Below are 22,240 nucleotides of genomic sequence, written 5' to 3' on the forward strand. Positions count from 1 at the left end.
CTTCTTTTTTTTCTACAGTTGCTTCATTTTCTTCAAAAAGACCTTGGTTATTTGCTTCTAGCGGTTTTTCTTCTTCGCTACTGGCAAAGGAAGGCTCGTTAAATAAGAATGAAATAGACAAGGCGGCAATTAATGTCGCCTTAATAATTCTTTTATTATTCATTTATTCCCCATATCCTCTACTAAATATTTTTTTAACATGTTAAATATTAATTCATATGAATATACAAAATATAAAAATGTGATAGCGATTTTCAGTATCACAAAAGCATAGTAACACTTTTATATCAGCTTGTCAATATAATCATTAAATATTTTAACACTTTTTCAAGATTTATCGCACTCGCTAGATTAAGCTTATATAGCCATTTATTTTGTGGTTAGCAAATAATTTAAGCATATATGAATACAAAACTTTAGCTTCAATAGAAATACTCTCAAAAATTTCATCTTTCATTAATACCATAGGTAACCTAATGAAGTAATACATCTCAGATTGCCTATTATAAAAATAATCAAAATTCATCCTTACCTCCTTTCTTTGAAATAAAAAAAGACGACAGAATTATTACTTTCTATCGTCTGAGATTCACATATTAAATTTTCATCATTAGATAACCTTAAAAACTCTTTTTCATCCACTAATATTGTCTTTAATATATATTTTCCCTTTTATAATTTCAGGTATATGTTTTGATGTAATCTCATATTCTATTGATTCTGGAAGGTTTTTAAACATTAAAATAGAAGGAAATGCCATTGAAGAGTTGTGTTTTAAATACTTTATATCGAAAATCAAAATATCAGAATCTGAGTTTTCAAATTGCTTATATGAAAATATGTCATCTAATAAATCTCGATAATCATATTTGTTATCTTCATATTCATCCTTAATGCTTTTTGTTAAAATTGGACTAAGTCTATTAACATGTCTAAAATTTAAATTATCCACTTTTGAATCTTCATATCTATTAACAGTATCACTCTCTTGAATTGAAAATATGAAATCAAAAAGTTTCATTTCAAGTAAGTCTTCTATAATATTCATGCCTGGATCAGGTAAATCTTTATGTTTAAGAATGTATCCTTTTGGTATAATCAATTTAATATCAATATCTTCATCAAATGTATTACCTAAATTTGAAATCATTAATTTAATAACTTTAACATTATCTATATATCCAAAATACTCGTTATATTCATTATATTCTTTTATACTAATATAAAGTTTTTTTAACAACGAATAGCGTTTTTTCTCCTCATCAGTTCCATAATACGAAGGTCCACTACTCCCAAATGGAAGCTGTAGCTGAGAACTATAACTCTTTAAGTTTCCCAAATTCCAAAAATTTTCTTCAATGTTAATTTGATTTTTATTAGCAAAATCATTAATAGCTTTTATCCATTCGTCACTAATTTCTACATAATTATTTATCCCACTAAGTTTACTAATTTGTCCATATGATTTGTTAATATTAGTTAATTCGTTAAAATTATATTTTTCTGAACTTATATCTTTACTACGTTCTGGCAAAATAAAATTATTTAAAGTTTCAATACTCTCTATTATTTTATCTTTTTGATTGTTAATAGATTTTGACTCTAACAACTTATTCATACTTATTGAACAATATTCTTCTGAAAATGTATTTAAATCTCTTATTTTTAATATAGGATTTAATATTTCACTTTTCGAGTTTCCTGAATCCGAAATTAATGATAAAAAATATAATGATAAATGATTGGTAAATTGTCGCTGAAAATCAAATTTATCATCAACTATTGCGTATATTCCTTTATCCTTATATTTTCCTCTAAATTCTAACACTTTTTGATATTGTTCTTGATTGAATTCGGAAGGATTAATAGGAGCATTCAAAAAATACATAAATACTTGCTTATTAGCTAAAAGCATCTCTTCTATTTCCTCTTCTGTACCAGATCCATACTTATCAGTTGGTGTACCAAATCTTGTCCAAAAAACTGCAACTGCAGCATCACAATTTCTAACAAATTGTTTATTTAATAATTCTTGTGGTTTATCACCTGATTCAGGATAACTATTTGTAGACCAGTGTTTAGTAACTACTTCGATATTATTTAAATCACCAAAAGTTCTATTAAAGCTTTCAACACTTTCTTTTATTATTTCTAAAAAATCTGTAACATCGCCTGGACAAGATATTAATAAATCATATATGGTTACCCCTTTTCTTGGCATCTAACTACCTCCTTATGTTGATGTACTCTTTACAATAATTATTATATAATAATTACTCTAAGCAGCACACCAACTATTTATTTTTTGAGTTTTAAAATTTGGTAGAAGTTTTGAACTCCTTATATTTACATAACTATTTGCCTCTATCACTATTATGACACGAAACCCACAAGCAAGTTCAAGCACCTCCATGTCTTTATTCAAATGAGGACGAATGTATTCGCAAACTTTATCATATACTCCTTTATTTTTTTCATGCAAGGAGCATATAGCTTAGCAAATTTATCCCAAAATTTTTTATTGCTTTTATCAATCATTTCAACGCTCCTTTAAATATAAAAATGATCATATCAATCTTTATATTGAGCTTGTTCTCTCACTGATACCTTGTAAGAAAGGAATAATAGCTGTTCCTATACCGAGCATGAATGTCTTAAATGCTGAGAGTCATAGGCAGTCATTCCTTTCTATTCAATCATTTTGAAGTGTCTCAAGGCATCCGTGATGGCTTCTTCTTTTTCAGGTGTACACTGTGGAATATTTTGTTTCTCCTTTTTAGACTTATTGTAATGTTCTCGTAATTCTATTCCACATTTCCTTTTTATCTGTGCAATATATAATGTTGAAACTTTTAATTGAAATTTATTCCAAACATATTCTTTGATTTGAGTATATGTTGCTTTGCTCTCCGCACTTGTCAAATCCATCTCATCCAGCTCAATTTCAACACTTATGTGCTTATCGACATCGAGTTTGGACAAAAGTGCTACCGTCTCCACATGCATAGTTTCTGGAAACATATCGCATCCTTTTATTTTTTCTAATTTATAAACTTTGTTTTGAAATCTATTTATATCTCTTGCTAGTGTTTGTGGGTTACAGGATATGTAGACTATTTTTTTTATTTTTGTTTTTGCTATGGTTTTTATTATTTCTTTATCAAGGCCAGCCCTAGGTGGATCTACTACTATGGCGTCTATTTTTTCTTTTTTTATAAATTTATGGTCTATATAGTTAGCATTTTTTGCTATAAATTTATAATCTGTTAATCCGTTTGAGTCTGCATTTTCTTTTGCATCTTTTATGGCGTTTTTGTTTATTTCTATTCCTACTACATGGTCATCATTTATAGCTATGGAACTTGTCGCAGAGCCACAAAATAAGTCTAGAACTTTTTGATTTTGACCTAAAAATTCTTTGGAAGTTTTATATAATTTTTCTGTCATATAGTCATTTACTTGGTAAAAATCGTTCATAGATATTTTGAATTTTTTTCCCAACAGATTATATATGATATAGTCTTTGCCTGAAATATTTATTATTTCTTTTTTATTTATTAAGTTAATGTTATAAGTTGAATCTTTATATTGATTTTTTATGTATGAGATAATTTTTTCGTCTTTTATTTTTATATTTAAAAGTATTTCTTTTTTATTAGCCCTAATTGTTATTTCCTCTAGGCTATCTGGATATTTTTTTGAAATTTCTTTTGTTATATTTTCAATTTGTCCTAAATTTTCTCTAATTAATTTTTTTGCCAAAAGACAATCTTTTATTTCTACAAGGTCATTAGAATATTTTTTATTATAGGCAAGTTTTCCATCTTTTGTAATTTGTAGTCTTATTTTATTTCTATAGTAAAATTCTTTACTTTGAAGAACTTCTATATCCTCTAATTGTATTTTTGCAAATTTAAGTAGAGCATTTTTTATTAGGTTTTCTTTTAATTTTATTTGACTTTGATAATTTATATCCATAATAGAACAACCACCACATTCATAATAATATGGACATGGTGGTTGTTTATAATGACAGCTTTGTTTTTTTGTTTTTATTTTTTTTGCTTCAATGAAATTTTTCTTTTTATTTATTATTTCTATATCGCAAATTTCACCAAATATTGCTTTTTCTATAAAGTATACTTTAGAATCAGCTTTTCCAACTCCTCTGCCATCTTGTAGGATATCAACTATTTTGATATCTTTTATTTGCATTATAGTACCTTTGCTTCTCCCTTGTAGATTATTCCTCCAAGTGGATCAATTGTAATTATATCTCCATCTGATAATAAATTAGTTACATTTTTAACACCTAAAATTGCAGGAATTCCAAAGTGAATTGATACAACAGCAGTATGACTTGTTAGTCCACCATTTTCAGATATTACTCCTGAAGATCTTTCCATAAATTCATTGATGTCTTTGTCAGTATATTTTGCAACTATTATATCTCCATCTTCAAATTTTTCTTCAAGTTCTTCTTTTGTAGATCCTACTACAACTTTTGCAGAAACTGATTTATTACCTACTCCAGTACCATTTGCAATAATATCACCTATTACATGAACTTTTATTAAGTTTGATGTTCCAGATACTCCAAGTGGTATTCCTGCTGTTAATACTGTTAAATCACCTTCTTGAACATAATTTTCTTTTAGGGCACCAACTATTGCTCTTTCAATTAATTCATCAGTTTCGTGTGCTTTTTCAACTATTATTGGATATACACCCCATGAAACTGAAAGTCTTCTTGCAACTTTTTCATCAATTGTACAAGCTATAATATTTGTTTTTGGTTTAAATTTAGAAACTGCTTTTGCTGTATTTCCTGATGCTGTACAGGTAATAATTGCTTTTGCATTTAATTGACTAGCTATTGTACATGTTGATTTTGAAATAGCATTTGTTGTTGTAATTTTTCTATCAATTTCTGTTTGATATATATTTTCTTCAAAGTCATCAGAAAGTTCTGTTGTTATACAGATATCTCTCATTGTTTTTACAGCTTCTACTGGATATTTTCCTGCTGCGGTTTCTCCTGATAGCATTACACAATCTGTTCCATCTATAATAGCATTTGCTACGTCAGTTGTTTCTGCTCTTGTTGGTCTTGGGTTTCTTTGCATTGAATCAAGCATTTGTGTAGCTGTAATTACTGGTTTTGCAGCTTTGTTACATTTTCTAATAACTTCTTTTTGAACTAATGGAATAAGCTCAGTTCTAATTTCTACACCAAGGTCTCCTCTAGCAACCATGATTCCATCACTTGCTTCAATAATTTCATCAATATTATCAACACCTTCTTGTGATTCAATTTTTGATAAAATTAAAATATCTTCTCCACCGTGATCTTCTAGAACTTTTCTTATATCATATATATCTTCTTTTTTTCTTATAAATGATGCTGCTATCATATCAATACCATTTTCGATACCAAATTTTATATCATCAACATCTTTTGGAGTAATTGCTGGAAGATTTGTTACTCTTCCCGGAAGATTTACACCTTTATTATTTGAAATTACACCATTATTTTGGACTCTACAAACAATATCTGTTCCATCTTTTATTTCCATAACCTCTAATTGAATTAATCCATCATCTATAGAAATAATTGAACCTTTTTCAACATCATTTGGAAGTCCTTCATATGATACTGATACAATATCTTTATTACCTATAACATCTCTGGTTGTTATTGTAAAAATATCATCTGGTTTTAAGAAATATTCTTTTTCTTCAAATCTACCAATTCTAATCTCTGGTCCTTTTGTATCAAGCATTAATCCCAAAGGTACATTTAATTTTCTTCTTAATCTTTTAATAGTTTTTATTTTTTCAAGGTGTTCTTCATGAGACCCATGAGAGAAATTCAATCTTGCTACATTCATTCCATTTCTTACCAATTGTTCCAAAACTTCAGGTGATTCTGATGCTGGTCCAATTGTACATACAATTTTTGTTTTCTTTAAAATATCTGGTTTCATAACTTATCCTCCTCTAAAACTTTATTTTGACAATTTATTAGCTAGTTCATAAAGATCTTCATTAAAGTCGCCTTTTATTGATACTGCCTCATCTAAGCTTACTTGAGTGATTTTACCATCTGTATAACCTAATGCTATATTAGTTTTCTCTTCGTTTAATAATTCTGCAGCTTTAGCTCCCATAATAGATCCTAATAATCTATCAGTTGATGATGGTGATCCGCCTCTTTGAACGTGACCTAAAACTGTAACTTTTGTCTCAACGCCACTTCTTTCTTCTACTTCTTTTGCTACAGTATATGGATTACCAACTCCTTCTGCAAGCACTATAAGGTGATGTAATTTACCTCTTTTTCTTCCATGATTAACTTTTTCAACTATTTCATCAATTGAAAATTTATGTTCAGGTACAATAATTGATTCAGCTCCACCTGCAAGACCAGAAAATAAAGCTAAATCTCCGCAGTTACGTCCCATTACTTCAATTACAACTGCCCTACCATGAGATGAAGATGTATCTCTAAGTTTTCCTATTGCATCAGTTACTGTTTCTATCGCAGTAAAAAATCCTATTGTAAAATCAGTATATCCCATATCATTATCAATAGTACCAGGAATTCCAATAGTATTTATTCCCAAATCACTAAGAGCTTTAGCTCCCTTATATGATCCATCTCCACCAATAACAATAAGGCCTTCAATACCATAATCTCTAAGAATTTGAGCACCTCTTTTTTGACCTTCTAAATTTTTAAATTCAGTTGATCTTGCAGTACCAAGAATTGTTCCTCCCTTATGTATAATGTCTGCTACAGATGATACATTCATTTCATAAATATCACCTTTCATCAAACCATCATAACCATTTCTAATTCCTTTAACTCTCATTCCATTATTTAGAGCTGTTCTTACTGCTGCTCTTATAGCTGAATTCATTCCTGGTGCATCCCCACCACTAGTAAGTATACCTATTGTTTTCATAGTATCTCCTTTAAATTAACTTAACATTATCCTTTCCAATCTTCAACTTTAGATAATCTATTATATCTGAATTCGAATCAATCCACAAGCTTTTATCAAGTTTAACTGTCTTTTTTTTGTCAGTAAAATAAATTATCACTGGCGTTTTACCGTGATTATCTAATAAATCTTTTCGTATCTTATTATACCTTATATAATCCATTTTTATATATAAATTTTTAAAAGAGTTCTCATCAATTTCCTTTATTTTTGATACAATCAATTTCAATTCATCATCACCAGATTGAAGATTGCCCTCTACTATAACAAGTGTATCATTTTCAATAATCTGTCTAAAATCTTTATATACATTTGGAAAAATAATCATTTCAATTGATCCAAACATATCTTCTAATGTAGAAAATGCCATTAGAGTATCTTTTTTAGTCATAGTTTCAGATTTATTTGTTATAATTCCTGCCATTCTAACTTTTTTATTATCATAGTTATCAAGATCAATTGCTCTTAGTTCACTTAGTATTTCTGTTGTAAAATTAGTGTATCTTTTTACATTATCTCCTAATGAATTTAAAGGGTGATCAGAAATATAAAAACCTAAGACTTCTTTTTCAAGTTTTAATTTTTGCTTGTTTTTATATTCATTAATTGGAGGAAATTTTATATCATCAATCTTATCGTTTTTTTCTTGATTAAAATCTAGTAAATTCATTTGACCCTTTAAATTAACTTTTTCATTATCATGGATTGATTGTAGAGCCGATTCATGAACTGCAATTAGCTCTGATCTTTTATATCCTAAAGAATCAAAAGCTCCTGCTTTTATCAAAGATTCCAATGCTTTTTTATTTAAAGCTGTAGGATCATTTGATTCAATTTTTTCTAAAAAGTCTTTAAATGTTTTAAATTTTTCTTTTTTTCTTAGCTTTACAATTAAATCTATAAGTTTTTCACCAACATTTTTTATAGCAGACATTCCAAAAATTATTTTATTTTTCTCTGCAATAAATCTTCTTTCAGATTTATTTATATCTGGTGGAACAATCTCAATTCCCAACCTTTTTGCTTCCGAAATATAAAGATAAACTTTGGAACTATCACCCATAATTGATGTCAATAAATTTGCCATATATTCTTCCGTAAAATAACATTTTAAATATGCAGTTTGAATTGCAACTAATGAATAAGCTGCTGAGTGGGATTTATTAAAAGCGTATTTTGCAAATGAAATCATTTCATCATAAATCTTATTTGCATTTTTTTCAGATATGCCGTTATTTACACAACCTTTAATTTCAAATTTTCCATTTTTATCTTTTTTACCATGAACAAAAACTTCTCTATTTTCCTCCATTACAGACATTTTCTTTTTACTCATAGCACGTCTTAAATTATCAGCCTCTCCAAGTGAAAATCCTGCTAATTGTTGGACTATTTGCATAACTTGCTCCTGATAGACTATTATTCCATAAGTTACTTCAAGAATAGGTTTTAAAGAAGCATCTATATAAGATATATTTTGAGGATTCATCTTATTTTTTATATAATTTGGAATTTGATCCATAGGACCTGGCCTAAATAATGAATTCGCAGCAACTAAATCATCAAACCTTGTAGGTTTTAAATTCTTCAAAAAATTTCTCATTCCTGCAGATTCAAATTGAAATATCCCTATAGTTTCTGCTTTTGTAAATTGATCAATAACTTTTGGATCATTTTCATCAATTTGATCTAAATTTAGGTCTATATTTTTATATTTTTTTACATCCTTTATTGTATCTTGAATTACAGTAAGATTTCTTAGACCCAAAAAATCCATTTTCAATAGGCCCAATTCTTCAATTTCTGTCATGTTAAATTGGGTTACTATTTGATCATTTGATAAAGCAAGAGGAACTATATCTGTTAAAATTTCCTTGCTAATTACAACTCCTGCAGCATGAATTGATGTGTGTCTAGGAAGATTTTCTATATTTCTTGCAGTATCAATCATTCTTTTTGTTTCTACATCATTTTGATATTCATAGGCTAATTTTTCTGTATTTTCTAATGCTTTATCAATTGTCATTCCAATTGCTTGTGGAATTAATTTTGCAATTTTATCTACTTTATTAAAAGAAATGTCCATAACCCTGCCAACATCTCTTATGGCATTTCTTGCCTTCATCCTTCCAAATGTTACAATTTGTGAAACATGGTCTTTTCCATAAAGATCATACACATAGTCTACAACCCTATCCCTATTCTCATAGCAAAAATCTATATCTATATCGGGCATAGACACTCTTTCTGGATTTAAAAATCTTTCGAAAAGTAAATTATATTTTATTGGATCAATTTGTGTAATATCAAGAGCGTAAGAAATTATAGATCCTGCAGCAGAACCTCTACCTGGACCAACCGCAATTTTATTTTCTTTAGCATATCTTACAAAATCCCACACAATTAAGAAATAATCAACGTAGCCCATATTATCGATTACAGATATTTCTTTTTTGGCTCTTTTTTGAATTTTTTCATCAATTTTTTCGTATTTTTTTAAAAGTCCCTCATTTACCAAATATTTTAAATAATCTAAATTTGTCATGTCATTAGGGACTTTTGTAAAATATGGTAGATGGGGATTGTGAAATTCTAAGTTTACATTACACATTTTTGAAATTTTCTGACTATTTTCATAGGCTCTTGGAAAATCTTTGAAAATTTCTTCCATCATATTCTGATCTTTTAAGTAAAATTCATCACAAGGCATTTTCATCCTTTTTTCATCTTCCAAAAGAGAGCCTGTTTGAATACAAGATAAAACATCTTGATAAAATGCGTCTTTTTTTTCTACGTAATGAACATCATTAGTGCAGACCATTTCTATATCCAAGTCTTCATGGATTTTAAGTAAAGTTTCATTTACTATTTTCTGCTCTCTTAATCCATGATTTTGAATTTCTAAATAAAAATTTTCTTTTCCAAATAAATCTAGATATTTTTTAGCAGTAGTGTATGCCTTTTTTATATCATTTTCTAAAATTCTTTGATTTATCTCACCATTCAAACAAGCAGAAAGAGCTATTATGTCATCCTTATATTTCTCAATAACTTCAAAGTCAATTCTTGGTTTATAATAAAAGCCTTCTGTATAAGCTTTTGAAACAATTTTTATAAGATTTCTATAACCATTATTATTTTTGGCTAATAGTATTAAATGATAATATCTTTTATTTTGGGGATTTTTAATATTGTGGTCATTTTCACTTATATAAACTTCACAGCCAATGATTGGTTTTATCCCATTATCTATACACTTTTTATAAAATTCTATAACCCCATACATATTTCCATGGTCTGTGATGGCACAAGAATTCATTCCTAATTCTTTTAACTTTTCTATTAATTTATCAATTTTTGTAAAGCCCTCTAAAAGAGAATATTCAGTATGGAGATGAAGGTGGGTAAAATTATTTGTCATTCATCCTCACTTTCTGCAAGTTTTATAAGTTTTTGTAATCTATAATTTACTTTAGCTTTAGAAAGAGCCGGCGTCATCATTTTTCCTAATTCTTCTAAGGATATATATGGATAATTTAATCTTAATTTTGATATTTCCTGTAAATCTTCTGATAAGTTTTCTAAAATATTTTTATCTTTCAATTTATTAATTGCATCAATTTGTCTAAAAGCTGCCTTTACCGTCCTATCAATATTTGCCTTATCAAAATTTGTTTGTCTATTTATATCATTCCTAATTGATTTCATAGCTCTAACATTTTCAAGATCAAAAAGAGACTTATTTGCTCCAATAATCGCCAAAAAATCAGAAATTTTATCAGAATCTTTTATATAAACGCAATACGCTTCATTTCTTATATTTAATTTAGGATCAATTGAAAAATCTTCCATTATTTTTCCAATCAAAAGCGCTTCTTCTTTTTGTTGAACATTTATTTCAAGGTTATAACCTCTATAAGGATCATTTATTGAACCTTTTAGTAAAAATGCTAGTTTTAAAATTATCTTTTTTTGATCACGATTTTTTAAATTGTCATAAAATTTATCAGTTTCATATAAATTATATCGATTAGCAAGTTTTAATATTTTATCTGAAACAAGACTATCTTCAACCAAAACTACAAATGATCTATCTTTTGAAAATTTTCTTTTATTTTGTATCTCCATTGCTGGAGAATATTTATATTTTTCTTTAATTATTTTATAAATATACCTAGCTTCTATATTTTCACTTGCTTTAAATAAAATTTGATAAGAATTTTTTACAATTCTAATAGAGCCTTGAAAATACAAATATGATAATAATTCCATATCAATTTCTTTGTAATCAGGCTCTTTTTTTAATATTTCTTTTTTACATCTTTTTGAAAAAGACATCAAATCACTCTCTATTCAATCATTTTTTCTTTTAATTTTTTTAAAGTTTTATTGTCTATTCCTACTTTTTCTAAGTAGAATTCTATATTTTTGTATTTACTTATAATATAATCCATAGCTTCTTTTATATTGTATGGACTTGTAATTCTAAAAATTGATTCTGCCTCCTCTGCCTTAAACATATCTATATAGCCTAAGTTTGCAGAAGAGACTTCATAATCAGCCATAATAATTTCTCTTGGTGAATTTGCTATTAAAAGTAAAATCATAGAAATTATTCCGGTCCTATCTTTTCCTTCTTGGCAGTGATACAAAACACTTCCATCAGCAAATGCCAGTATTTCAAGAATTTCTTTGATAGCTGAGAAATTGTCTATCAAGGATATATATGAATTTCCAATAGAAATTTTTCTTTCAATAATTTTTTGTATATCTTCTTGTTTCATAGGCAAAGGCATAAGGGAAATTTGCTTATAGGTAAAATTATTTTTTATAATTTCAATTTTCTCACCATTGTTTTTTGTCTCTTCTTCTCTTCTTAAATCAATTATTGTAGATACATTTAAATCTTTTAGTAAAGCCATATCATTTTCTGTAAGACTATCAAGATTTGCACTTCTTATAAAAGAATCCCATGAAGTAATCTTTCCATCATAAGTTGGGTATCCTCCCAAACTCCTGGCATTTTTTATATTCTCAAAGGGTAAGATTTTTAAATACTTTATTTTTTCCATTTTTCCCTATCCCTATGTTTTTTTACCACAATATAATTGCTACCTTTCAAAAGCTCATATATTTTTTCGCACATATAAACCGATCTATGCTGGCCACCAGTACAACCAAATCCTATAGAAATAGAATTTTTGCCTTCTTTTACAAAATAAGGTATTAATTTAGTCAAATTTTCATAAACTGTGTTTTTAAAATCTTGTGCAATTTCAAATCCATCAAGATAGGCTTGAAGTTTTTTATCACTTCCGTTTAAGTGTTTTAATTCCTTTATATAAAAAGGATTTGGTAAAAATCTCAAATCAAATACAACATCAACATCTAGGCTTAGACCGTTTTTGTAACCGAAAGAAAATAGGTTTATAATGAAATTTTCCTTTTTTTCAGAAACATCTAAAATTACCTTTCTTAGGTCTTTATTATTATAGTTACTAGTATCAATTATTAAATCAGCTAATTTTTCGACGCTCTTTAACTCCTTTTTCTCTTTTTTAAGCCCATCTTCTACATCACCGAAGGATCCTAAAGGATGAGGACGCCTAAGCTCATTATATCTTTTCATTATTATTTCATCTTGGCTTGTAAGATAAATTATTTTAGTATCCTCATTTATCTTTTTAAGATTTTCAAGATTTTTAACTAAATTTTTATCAACTTCCATAGACCTAAAATCAACTACACAAGCAAGCTTATCAATAGGTTTATCTTGAGACATATTTAATTTAATAAAAGATTCAATCAAGCTTGATGGGACATTATCCATAGCATAATAATCAAGGTCTTCAAAAATTCTAAGAGCAGTTGTTTTTCCAGAACCACTAAGCCCTGTTATAATTTTAACCTTCATTATATTTCACCTATAACTTTTACTTCTCTTTCTAGCTTAAAACCTGTTTTTTCAAATACAATACTAGCAACTTCTTCTATAAAATCAATCATCTCTTTATAAGTTGCATCCCCATTATTAATTAAAAATCCACAGTGTTTTTCACTAACTTGACAATCTCCTTTTGCATATCCCTTAAGTCCACAATCATCTATTAATTTAGATGCGAAAGATCCTACAGGCCTTTTAAATGTAGATCCAGCAGATTTTTTTTCTAAAGGTTGTTTTGACACTCTTCTATTTGTAAAATCATTATATTTTTCATAAATTTCTTCTTGATCTCCATTTTTAAGTTCAAATGTTGCTTCAGAAACTATTAAATCATCATCAAAAACTTTTGAATGCCTATATGAAAAATCCATTTGAGAGTTTGATAATTCAATAATATCACCGTCTTTTGAAATCAATTTAACACTTTTTATAATATCTTTCATCTCAACGCCATAAGCACCTGCATTCATTGCAACAGCACCACCAACAGTTCCTGGAATTCCTGAAACTTCTTCCATTCCTGTCAAAGAATATTTAAATGAAAATTTACTAGCTTCAGATAAAAGAGCACCAGCACTAACTTTTAAGAGATTGCCCTCTACAGAAATTCTATCATAATTTTTAGAAATTATTATAACACATCCTCTAATTCCTTTATCAGTTACTAAAATATTAGTCCCATTTCCAATGATTGTAGTTTCTATATTATTTTTTCTATTAAATTTAACCAAATTCATTAATTGGTATTCTTCTTTTACTTCAACTAGCACATCAGCACATCCCCCAATGCCAAAATTTGTGTAGTTTTTTAGTTTTTCATCAAATTTAATAATTCCAAAATCTTTAGTTTCATACAATGATTTATAATCCATAAACACTCCTTCTAACTAACTAAAATCTATTTTTATTATACTCTTGTTTGATTTTTTGTCCGTTTTTCTATATAATAGCAAGTAGCGATTATATTTGTAAATTTTTAATAAATTTGGTATAATAACTAAGATAAAATTAAGACTTGGAGGTGTAAAGTATGGCTAGAGAATGTGATATCTGTGGAAAAGGTACAAAATTTGGTAACAAAGTAACTTTCTCACACAGAAGACTAAACAGAAACTTTAAACCAAACGTTCATAAATTAAGAGCTAAAATTAATGGAAGCGTAAAAACAATCAACGTTTGTACAAAATGTATAAAAAGCGGTAAAGTAGAAAAAGCTTAATAGAAATTTTATAGTGCTATAAGCACTATTTTTTCATTAAAAAAAGAAAGTAGTTAAATGCTACTTTCTTTTTTTTAATTCATTTTTATTCATTGATTATATCATAATATTTATTTACTTGTTCTACTATAGAATTTTTCTTATGGGAGAAAATATCAGATCCACTAACAACGACATCCACTCCTGCATCTATAACTTTTTTTAAATTATGATCTTTAATTCCACCATCAACTTCAATTAAACAAGATAGATTATTTTCATCTATATATGACCTAAGCTTTTGAATTTTTCCAATAGAATCTTCCATGAAACTTTGACCACCAAACCCAGGTTCTACACTCATTACCAGACATAAATCAATTTTTTCTAAATATAGAATTATATTATTAATATCTGTTTTTGGCTTGAAACTTAGACCTACTTTAAGTCCGCAAGATTTTATTTTTTCTATAGTTTTATCTAAATTTGAGCATGCTTCATAATGAATAGTTACAAGATCAGCTCCACTTTTTTTAAATTCATCAATATATCTAATTGGCTCATCAATCATAAGGTGAGTGTCGAATATAAAGTCATTATCTTTTCTAATCGCCTTAATTATTGGAAATCCAAAAGAAATATTTGGAACAAATTTCCCATCCATAATATCAAGATGCAAATATTTGATATTAGTTTTTTTCAATTGATCTAAATCATTTTGTAAATTAGCAAAGTTTGCTGATAAAACTGATGGTGATAATTCTACCATGTTTGTCTCCTTTTTTTATTTCTTCAAATAAAGTTATATAATTTTCGTATCTTGTTTTTTCTATCATATTTTTAGAAAGATCTTCTTTAACTTTACATTTTGGCTCATTAATATGGTTACAGTCCTTAAATTTACACGAATTATTATCAAATTCTCTAAAACAATATTTTAACTCTTTTTCATCATCAATAAAGTCTATATCAAAACTATCAAAACCTGGTGTGTCAAAAATATTAGTATTTTTTTCTAAATTAAAAATTTCAATGTGTCTTGTTGTATTTTTACCTCTTTTAGATTTTTCTGAAATAGATCCAATTTCAATTTCATTTTCAACTAGATTTGATAAAAATGTAGACTTCCCTACACCTGAAGATCCAGAAACTGCGGAAGTTTTTCCTCTTAATATTTCTAAAATTTCCTTTTTTGGGAAATCATTATAATTGTCAATAAAAATCAATTTATAACCAATTTTTTCATACATTCTCAAAAAATCTAATTCTTTTTTATCAGCCAAATCTTTTTTAGATACAATAATAATAACATCTATATTTATGTATTCACACATAGATAGATACTTATCTATATTAAAAAGATTTAGACTAGGATTTTTTATAGTAATAAAATATAAAATTTGGTCTATATTTGCTATATTTGGTCTTTTAATTTGATTTTTTCTCTCTAAAATTTTTGTAATATAACCTTTAGAATCTTCCGTTACATCAAACTCTACATTATCACCAACTAGGGGTTTAATATTTTTATTTCTAAAAACTCCCCTAGCTTTACACATAAATGTTTTTTCTTCAGTTAAAACATAATATATTTCTTTTTGAGATTTTATAATTTTTCCAATCATTGATTTACTTCATATACTCCTTGTGATTTATCATCTATAAGTATATTCACCTTAGTTCCAACAACAGATTTGAAATCTAAATTTAAATTACCACTAGAATCTAATTCATTTTTTGTATGATTTTGATTATATAATAAATCTGAATTTTTATTATTATCCCCAACTTTATATACCTTAACATTGAATGAGTCTTTATCTGTAGGAACATTTATAGTAAATTTAACATTGACTTCTTGAGATTTTTTTTCAGGTTCAGAATCATCTTCATCACTATTATCTGAATCCGGATTTGTTCCACTTGATACAACAAAATTAATTGTAGAATTTTCTGCTACTTGTGTATTAGCAGGGATTGATTGACTCATAACAACATCTTTTTCATATTTGTCAGAATATTTATATGTTATATTGCCAACAGTAAGCTTATTTTCAACTGCAATATTTATTGCATCTTCTTCATAATTTCCTACAAAATTTGGAACTTTTACATTTTCTATATCAGGCTCTTCTTTACCTAAACTCACAGTAACATCTACTTCACTTCCAGCTTGAACTTTTTCATTTTTTCTAGGTTCTTGATCAATTATAGTGTCTTTTTTTACACTTTGACTAAAATCAGTACTTGTTTTACCAAGCTCTAAATCCATTTCTTTTAATTTTTCCTCTGCTTGATCTAAAGTCATTCCAGAAAGATCTGGAACTTTTACTTCCCTACCTTCGCTTATTACTAGATTTATAGTAGAATTCTTTTTAACTTTTGTTTTAGGACCTGGATCTTGTTCCATTACTTTTCCAGGTTCATAATTATTGCTTTGAGCATAACGAGATATATTTGCCTTAAGATTTTTATCTTCCAAAATTTCTACAGCCTCATCTTCACTCAAATTTAAAACTGTAGGAACTTGAACCATATTTGAATTACTAGATTTTACATAGTAAATTCCACTAGCAATAATAGCTAATAAAAGTAAAATAAATGGCCAAATTTTTCTTTTTTTCTTATTTTTATTTTCTTTATTTTCAGAATCTTCTGTCGGTGTTACATAAACAGCTTCATTTTCTTTCTTTTTTTCTTGTACCTTTTCTTTTTTCTTTTTATCTTCAACTGCAGGAATAAAAGTTGTTTCATTAATATCTTCTGGTTTTTCGATTTTTGCTGTATCAGACTTACTTACAAATCCTATATCATAAGAATTATCTTCCAAAGCTCTTATTAATTCATTAGCATTTTTAAATCTTTTTTGAGGATCTTTTTCAAGAAGCTTCATTATTATATCATTTAACCTTGGTGATAAATTTTCATTTAATTTTATAGGACTTTCAGGTTCATCTTGAATATGCATGACAGCAATTCCTACAGAATTATCAGCATCAAATGGCACTTTTCCTGTAGCCATTTCATACATTACAACTCCAAGAGAATACAGATCTGACTTTTCATCAACAAATTTCCCTTTAGCCTGTTCTGGAGAAATATAGTGCACTGTACCTAAAATTGATGATGTGTATGTTATAGTTGCATTTGTTGAAACTCTTGCTATACCAAAATCTGTTACTTTAAGTAAACCATACCTATCCATCAAAATATTTTGTGGTTTTATATCTCTATGAACTATATTTGATGAATGGGCTTGATTAAGAGCCTGAGAAATCTGAATTGAATAGTCAATAATATCATGATTTGATATAATCTTTTTTCTATCAATTAAATCTTTTAAAGTTTCCCCATTTACATACTCCATTACAATATAATGAATTTTTTTTCCTTCTATTAAATCTTCACCAATATCATATACACTCACAATGTTTACATGTGTAAGTCTTGCAGCAGACAATGCCTCATTTGAAAATTTTTTTACAAATTCATCATCTTCTGCATATTGGTCTTTTAAAATTTTAATTGCAACATCTCTTTGTAGAAGTCTATCAGTAGCCTTGTAAACTTTAGCCATACCTCCCACGCCAATAAGATCTTGCAATTGATATCTATTACCTAAAATAATATTGTCCATATTTACCTCAAATCAAAATTGTAGTTACAGTGATATTATCATGACCACCATTTTTTATAGCTAAATCAACTAGGCTAGAAGATATTTTATCAGCCGTTGAATTATTAGCTATAATTGATTCAATTTCAACATCACTAACTTCATTTGTTAACCCATCAGTTACCATAAGTAAAATATCGCTGTCATTCATATCAAGTGATCTTGATTCAGGTTTTATTTTATCAGAAACACCTACAGCTCTTGTTATAGTTGATTTATTTGCAAAATTTTCTGCCTCATCTTCTGTTATTGAACCAGAATCAATCAAATCATTAACCAAAGAATGATCTCTAGTTATTCTTTGTAGCTTTTTATCAGAATATATATAAGCTCTAGAATCACCTATATGAGTAATGTGGTATGATTTTTTTTCATAATCAATACAAACACAAACAGCAGTAGTACCCATATTAGAGTATTGTTCATATGATTTTGCTAAAGAATAAATCTTATTATTGGCACTTCTTAAAGCTTCTTCTTGTAAGTCAATAATTGAAGAAAACTCCTTAATGTCTACATTTTTTATAAAATCTATATAATATTTTGTAGCAAGTTTTGATGCAATCTCGCCACCATTATATCCACCCATACCATCAGCAACAATAAAAAAACAATAATTCTCTAATTCTAAATTACCATAATAATCCTGATTTTCACTTCTTACCTTGCCTATATTTGAAATAGTACTAAATTTCATTTCTACCTCGCATAGTTATTTCTCAACTGACCACATGACGCATCAATGTCAGATCCCATAGATCTTCTTATTGTAGCATTTAGGCCTTTTTGTGTAAGTTTTTGTTGAAATTGACCCATTACATTAGATTTAGTTTTAGAATGATCAAATTCTTCAATTGGATTTAAAGGTATTAAATTAATATGAATATTTTTACCTTTAAAAAGTTTTTCTAATTGATCTATATCTTCGTCTAAATTATTAACCCCATCAATTACAACATATTCATAAGATACTCTTCTTTTGGTCTTTTCTAAATAATAATCACAAGCTTTTATTATATTTTTTATTTTATACCTTTTTGCACTTGGCATATATGTCATTCTTTTTTCATCAAAAGCATAATGTAATGATACTGCAAGATTAATATCATATCCTAAATCTGCAAGATCATAAATTTTATTAACAAGTCCAACAGTAGAAACAGTTATGGAACGATGTGATAAGTTTCTGCCTTTTTCATCTGTTATAATTTCAATAAATCTTTCAATATTTGAAAAATTATCCAGAGGTTCTCCAATTCCCATAACTACTATATTATTTATATCAGAATTTTCTCTTTCCAAAAGATATATTTCTTCAATAATCTCTGATGCTGATAAAGATCTTTCTAGACCATTTTTTGTTGATGCACAGAATTTACAACCCATTCTACAACCTACTTGTGAGGAAATACAAATAGTCTTTCTGTCTTTATATTCCATAAAAACCGCTTCTATAATATTTTTATCATCTAGTTCAAATAAATATTTTTTTGTTTTGTCTACATTAGAATTAAATTCTTTTAATATTTTGATTTTTGGAAAATAAAAGAAATCGTTTAATTCTTCACGCATTTTCTTTGATAAATCTGTCATTTTAGAAAAATCATTAATTTTATTTATATGAATTTGTCTAAAGACTTGTTTTGCTCTAAACTTTTTAAAACCTAAATCCAAAAAAATTTCTTCTAATTGTTCAATTGTTTTATCGTTTATTGTTTGTTTCATAATCATATCTTTTCAAATTTTGTAAGGAAAAATCCGTCTGTCTCATCTTCGAAAGCATTATATTCTAAATAATCTTTCCCATCAATTTTTAAATTTTTAAGCCTTTTTTTCTTGCTTAGATAAATAAAATTATCTTTATTTTCAATATGTCCAATTGTACATGTTGAAAACACTAGTATTCCACCTTTTTTAAGATATAAAAAAGCTTTATCTAATATGTTTTTTTGCAGTTTAGAAAGATTAATAACATCGTCCATACTTCTATTATATCTTATCTCAGGTTTTCTATCTATAACACCTAGTCCTGAACATGGTAAATCACATAGAATATAATCAAATTTTTCTTTAAAATCATCCTTTACAATACTAGCATCAAAATTTGTAATTTCTATATTTTCAAGTCCAAGTCTTTTTATATTTTCATTAATCTTTGAAAGTTTATTAAATGAAATATCATTTGCTATAATTTTAGAAGAATTATCACAAAGTTCTGCTAATAAGGAAGTTTTTGTTCCAGGAGCTGCACATAAATCAAGAATATTAGAATTTTTATTTGGATTTAAAACTTCACAAACTTTAATAGATGCCTCTGATTGTATAGTAAATAAACCATTTTTAAATTCTTCTGTTTTTGCTAAAGAACTTGGATTATCAACTATCAAACTTAATGAAGAAATTTTAGAATTTTCTATTTGAAAATTTTTATCTTCTAATAAACTTTTTAATTTATTTTTTTCTATTTTATTCTTATTTATTCTTATAGATAACTTTCTTTCTTTATTCAAAGAATATAAAAAATCTTGTGTATAATTTTTTCCATAAGATTCATTTAAATATTTGATAATCCATAAAGGAATAGAATATTTTATCGACTGGTATTCTTCTTTATTTTTTATATTTATTTTTGATAAGTTTTCTTCATCTCTGATATAGGATCTTAATATAGCATTTACAAATGATTTAGACTTAAATGAAACTTTTTTTGTCAAATTTACTAGTTCATTTACTATAGCATAATTTTTTCTATCTAAGAAATGAATATTATAGATTCCAATTTCTAAAATTAATAGAACTTTTTTATCTAATTTTTTTAATTTTATTTTAGATAATTTTCCAATAATATATTCAAGATACAATTTATTTTCTAAAATACCATAGATGTTTTTTGTAATATACGATACATCATTAACTTCTTTTGCAAACTCATTTATAATATCTGTGGATTTTTCTTTTTTATAGCAGATCCTATAAAGTCCGTCTAATATTAATTTGAAATCTTCCATATTAATCTAAATAAATATCCTCTTCAAAATCATTACCTAATAAAAAAGACTTTGTGTCCATGGCTTTTTTCCCTGGAAATTGAATTGTATCAATTCTTATCCCGCCATTCTTACAGCCTATTATTATTTTATCATTTTTATTTGCCTTATAGACAAATGATGCTTTTGGATTTTCAATATCAACAGGACTTGCCTTTAAAATTTTTACATTTTCTCCATTATAGGAAAAATAAGCCTTGGGAAATTCTACAAAGGCTCTAATTTTATTAATTATTTCTTCTTTACTTTGTGAAAAATCGATTCTTCCCATTTCTTTTGTAATTTTTTGTGTAAATGTTGCCTTTTGATTATCTTGTTTTATACTTTTTCCAATAAGATCATTGTAATTTAATAAAGAATACAAAATTGCCCTACTTCCAAGTTTTGATAATTTTTCACTTAATGAAGTAAAATCATCATCTTCTTTTATATCCAATTCTTTTTGATACAAAATATTACCAGAATCCATTCCTTTTTCTATTAACATAGCTGATGCATGAGTTTTTTTATCACCATTTAATAGTGTAAATTGAACAGGACTTGGTCCCCTATATTTTGGCAATGAAGATGGGTGTAGATTAATAATTTTATTTTCAAATTCATCTAATAATTTCTCTTTTATAAGCTGTCCAAAAGCTACTACAACAATAAAATCTACATTTTTATCCTTTAAAACATTAATAAATTCATCAGTATTTACACTATCTGGGGTAATAACTTCCAAATTATTATCCAAAGCATATTGTTTAATTACTGTTGGTTTAAATTTATTCCTATTTCTTTTTTTATCTTTTCCACTTACTACTAAACTTACATTTATATTTTCATTTTCATTAAGAATATCCAAAGTTTCTAATGAAAACTTTGGACTTCCCATAAAACATATATTTAATTTTTTAGTCAAATTTAACTTCCTCTTCATAATTATCTATAAATAAAACTCCGTTTAGATGATCTATCTCATGACAAAGAGCTACAGCTTTTAATCCTTCAGCTTCAATTTCTTTTTCATCTCCATTTTCATCTAAATATTTTACAATTACATGGGCAGGTCTTTTTACATTTGCATTAAAATTGGGAACTGAAAGACACCCTTCAACTCCAATTTGCTCTCCATCTTTTTCTATGATTTCTGGATTTACAAGTTTAATTAATCCTTGTTCATCTCTAATATCTACAACTATAACTCTTTTTAAAAGTCCAACTTGTGGAGCTGCAAGTCCAACTCCATCAGCCTTATACATAGTTTCTGCCATATCTTCTAATAAAACTTTAATTCTATCATTTACTTCTTTTACTTCTTTTGAAGTTTTTCTTAAAATTGGATCTCCAACTTGTCTTATATTTCTAATAGCCATTTTCTCTCCT

General features: G+C 27.1%; 18 protein-coding genes and 1 pseudogene. 1 reads left to right on the forward strand and 18 read right to left on the reverse strand.

Going from position 1 to position 22,240, the window contains the following annotated elements; all coding sequences use genetic code 11:
- Positions 1 to 358: 358 nt before the first annotated feature.
- The 10 genes and pseudogenes from ASHG_RS03355 to murB form a co-directional block, all read right to left on the reverse strand.
- Positions 359 to 526: pseudogene (locus tag ASHG_RS03355) on the reverse strand (replication initiator protein A); the annotation flags it as partial.
- A 108-nt stretch (positions 527 to 634) separates the two neighbouring features.
- Positions 635 to 2,221, reverse strand: a complete 1,587-nt coding sequence (locus tag ASHG_RS03360; RefSeq protein ID WP_040397518.1) for a hypothetical protein — start codon at positions 2,219 to 2,221, stop codon at positions 635 to 637.
- Positions 2,222 to 2,688: 467 nt separating this feature from the next.
- A complete protein-coding gene (rlmD, locus tag ASHG_RS03370; protein ID WP_040397521.1) occupies positions 2,689 to 4,215 on the reverse strand; it encodes a 23S rRNA (uracil(1939)-C(5))-methyltransferase RlmD in 1,527 nt (508 codons plus the stop codon).
- A complete protein-coding gene (gene pyk / locus ASHG_RS03375; protein WP_040397522.1) occupies positions 4,215 to 5,987 on the reverse strand; it encodes a pyruvate kinase in 1,773 nt (590 codons plus the stop codon). Before pyk ends, rlmD begins: the two co-directional genes overlap by 1 nt.
- A 21-nt stretch (positions 5,988 to 6,008) precedes the next feature.
- Positions 6,009 to 6,968 carry a 6-phosphofructokinase gene (gene pfkA / locus ASHG_RS03380; RefSeq protein ID WP_040397523.1) on the reverse strand — a complete coding sequence of 320 codons (960 nt, stop codon included), beginning with the start codon at positions 6,966 to 6,968 and terminating at the stop codon, positions 6,009 to 6,011.
- A 10-nt stretch (positions 6,969 to 6,978) separates the two neighbouring features.
- The gene (locus ASHG_RS03385; RefSeq protein ID WP_040397524.1) at positions 6,979 to 10,428 is read right to left on the reverse strand and encodes a DNA polymerase III subunit alpha; all 3,450 of its coding nucleotides are present in this window, start codon (positions 10,426 to 10,428) and stop codon (positions 6,979 to 6,981) included.
- Positions 10,425 to 11,345: a DNA-binding protein WhiA gene (gene whiA / locus ASHG_RS03390; protein ID WP_040397525.1), complete on the reverse strand. Its 921-nt coding sequence runs from the start codon at positions 11,343 to 11,345 to the stop codon at positions 10,425 to 10,427. Before whiA ends, ASHG_RS03385 begins: the two co-directional genes overlap by 4 nt.
- 11 nt (positions 11,346 to 11,356) lie before the next feature.
- Positions 11,357 to 12,079 (reverse strand): tyrosine-protein phosphatase, encoded by a 723-nt coding sequence (locus ASHG_RS03395; RefSeq protein WP_040397526.1) that lies wholly within the window; start codon positions 12,077 to 12,079, stop codon positions 11,357 to 11,359.
- Positions 12,067 to 12,921, reverse strand: a complete 855-nt coding sequence (gene rapZ, locus ASHG_RS03400; RefSeq protein ID WP_040397527.1) for an RNase adapter RapZ — start codon at positions 12,919 to 12,921, stop codon at positions 12,067 to 12,069. Before rapZ ends, ASHG_RS03395 begins: the two co-directional genes overlap by 13 nt.
- Complete coding sequence (gene murB / locus ASHG_RS03405; protein ID WP_040397528.1) at positions 12,921 to 13,823, reverse strand: UDP-N-acetylmuramate dehydrogenase; 903 nt, start codon at positions 13,821 to 13,823, stop codon at positions 12,921 to 12,923. The genes rapZ and murB overlap by 1 nt, the downstream gene beginning before the upstream one ends.
- 158 nt (positions 13,824 to 13,981) lie before the next feature.
- Here murB and rpmB point away from each other — a divergent pair, with 158 nt between their 5' ends.
- Entirely contained in the window at positions 13,982 to 14,170 is a 189-nt protein-coding gene (gene rpmB, locus ASHG_RS03410) for a 50S ribosomal protein L28 (protein WP_004812430.1), read from the forward strand.
- A gap of 85 nt (positions 14,171 to 14,255) precedes the next feature.
- Here rpmB and rpe read toward each other — a convergent pair whose 3' ends face one another.
- The 8 genes from rpe to def are packed head-to-tail and all read right to left on the reverse strand — an operon-like array spanning position 14,256 to position 22,230.
- Complete coding sequence (rpe, locus tag ASHG_RS03415) at positions 14,256 to 14,918, reverse strand: ribulose-phosphate 3-epimerase (RefSeq protein WP_040397529.1); 663 nt, start codon at positions 14,916 to 14,918, stop codon at positions 14,256 to 14,258.
- Positions 14,875 to 15,774, reverse strand: a complete 900-nt coding sequence (rsgA, locus tag ASHG_RS03420) for a ribosome small subunit-dependent GTPase A (RefSeq protein ID WP_051145873.1) — start codon at positions 15,772 to 15,774, stop codon at positions 14,875 to 14,877. Before rsgA ends, rpe begins: the two co-directional genes overlap by 44 nt.
- The gene (gene pknB, locus ASHG_RS03425; RefSeq protein ID WP_040397531.1) at positions 15,771 to 17,786 is read right to left on the reverse strand and encodes a Stk1 family PASTA domain-containing Ser/Thr kinase; all 2,016 of its coding nucleotides are present in this window, start codon (positions 17,784 to 17,786) and stop codon (positions 15,771 to 15,773) included. Before pknB ends, rsgA begins: the two co-directional genes overlap by 4 nt.
- A 7-nt stretch (positions 17,787 to 17,793) precedes the next feature.
- Positions 17,794 to 18,522 (reverse strand): Stp1/IreP family PP2C-type Ser/Thr phosphatase, encoded by a 729-nt coding sequence (locus tag ASHG_RS03430; RefSeq protein ID WP_040397532.1) that lies wholly within the window; start codon positions 18,520 to 18,522, stop codon positions 17,794 to 17,796.
- Between the two features lie 2 nt (positions 18,523 to 18,524).
- The gene (rlmN, locus tag ASHG_RS03435) at positions 18,525 to 19,556 is read right to left on the reverse strand and encodes a dual-specificity RNA methyltransferase RlmN (protein WP_040397534.1); all 1,032 of its coding nucleotides are present in this window, start codon (positions 19,554 to 19,556) and stop codon (positions 18,525 to 18,527) included.
- Entirely contained in the window at positions 19,553 to 20,833 is a 1,281-nt protein-coding gene (rsmB, locus tag ASHG_RS03440; protein WP_040397536.1) for a 16S rRNA (cytosine(967)-C(5))-methyltransferase RsmB, read from the reverse strand. The genes rlmN and rsmB overlap by 4 nt, the downstream gene beginning before the upstream one ends.
- Position 20,834: 1 nt before the next feature.
- Complete coding sequence (gene fmt / locus ASHG_RS03445; RefSeq protein ID WP_040397537.1) at positions 20,835 to 21,794, reverse strand: methionyl-tRNA formyltransferase; 960 nt, start codon at positions 21,792 to 21,794, stop codon at positions 20,835 to 20,837.
- Complete coding sequence (def, locus tag ASHG_RS03450) at positions 21,769 to 22,230, reverse strand: peptide deformylase (RefSeq protein WP_040398377.1); 462 nt, start codon at positions 22,228 to 22,230, stop codon at positions 21,769 to 21,771. The genes fmt and def overlap by 26 nt, the downstream gene beginning before the upstream one ends.
- Positions 22,231 to 22,240: the final 10 nt, after the last annotated feature.

The sequence above is a fragment of the Anaerococcus senegalensis JC48 genome (assembly GCF_000321005.1).
Classification (GTDB): domain Bacteria; phylum Bacillota; class Clostridia; order Tissierellales; family Peptoniphilaceae; genus Anaerococcus; species Anaerococcus senegalensis.